Source organism: Streptomyces griseicoloratus, from assembly GCF_014534645.1.
GTDB lineage: Bacteria > Actinomycetota > Actinomycetes > Streptomycetales > Streptomycetaceae > Streptomyces > Streptomyces griseicoloratus.
This window is the reverse complement of sequence record NZ_JACVQF010000208.1, coordinates 5,278-6,166: the sequence shown is the minus strand read 5'-3', so window position 1 is coordinate 6,166 and position 889 is coordinate 5,278.

The following is an 889-nucleotide window of genomic DNA, read 5'->3' as shown; positions in this document are numbered from 1 at the left end:
GGGAACCACTTGAAGCCGACATGTCACCCAACAAGTGGGAACAACGGTGACGGGCGTGCATGGAAGGAAAAAGAAATTATTCTGGTGCCGGAAGGAACTGGATAGTTGGACTCGTGTCCGTCAGTCTACCACGGGTAAACTGGGTGGCGGTGGACGCGAGGTTGGAGCGTTGGGTGGCTGCCTCGAAGAGGTGGAGGGACTTGGCGGTTGCGTTGGCGACCCGTTCTGCTTCCGTGGGCTTTCTGACGAGCCCCTGGGGTGGCTTGAGGGAGGCCGTGTTGAGGACCCCGTCGAAGAAGTCGAAGCCGGCGAACTTCTCGTTCTCTGGGAAATTCCAGGCTTCCCATGAGGCCGGGGGGGCGTTGGCGGTGAGGCGAGCGTTCCAAATGTACTGGGCGAAGTACCTGCAGAACTTTCTGATGGGTACCAGCTCCAGAACGGCTCCGGCCAGGGCGGACAGGGGGATGGTGGGGGTGGGGGAGGCTCCAGTGAAGCGGGTGGTTGCGGAAGAGCCCGAGTCGAAACAGAAGTTGACCAGAGCGAGGGCGTGCTTGGTCGTTTCTGCCGCCGGGACTCCGAGGGTGGTCCAGGCATCGGCTATGGCTGCGAGCTCTACGGGGGAGGGGACGAGGTTGGAAGTTACCGGGAAACTGAGTGTCTCCAGGACCTCCTGGGAGAGGGGGGCGAATGCCGCTGAAGGGGTGCCAGTCCCAACTTGCGGGGGGATCGGGTTGGTGGTTGTGGTAGTTGTCATTTGGATTTCGGGAGTTTGGTGAACTTAACACCTGTGCGAGTGGGGCTTAAGATGCCTGAGGGCCTCCGGGGAGAGCGTGGAGCAATCTCCTGAGAGGGTGGCCTCGGCTCCTGAGACTCGGACGAAACACTTAGG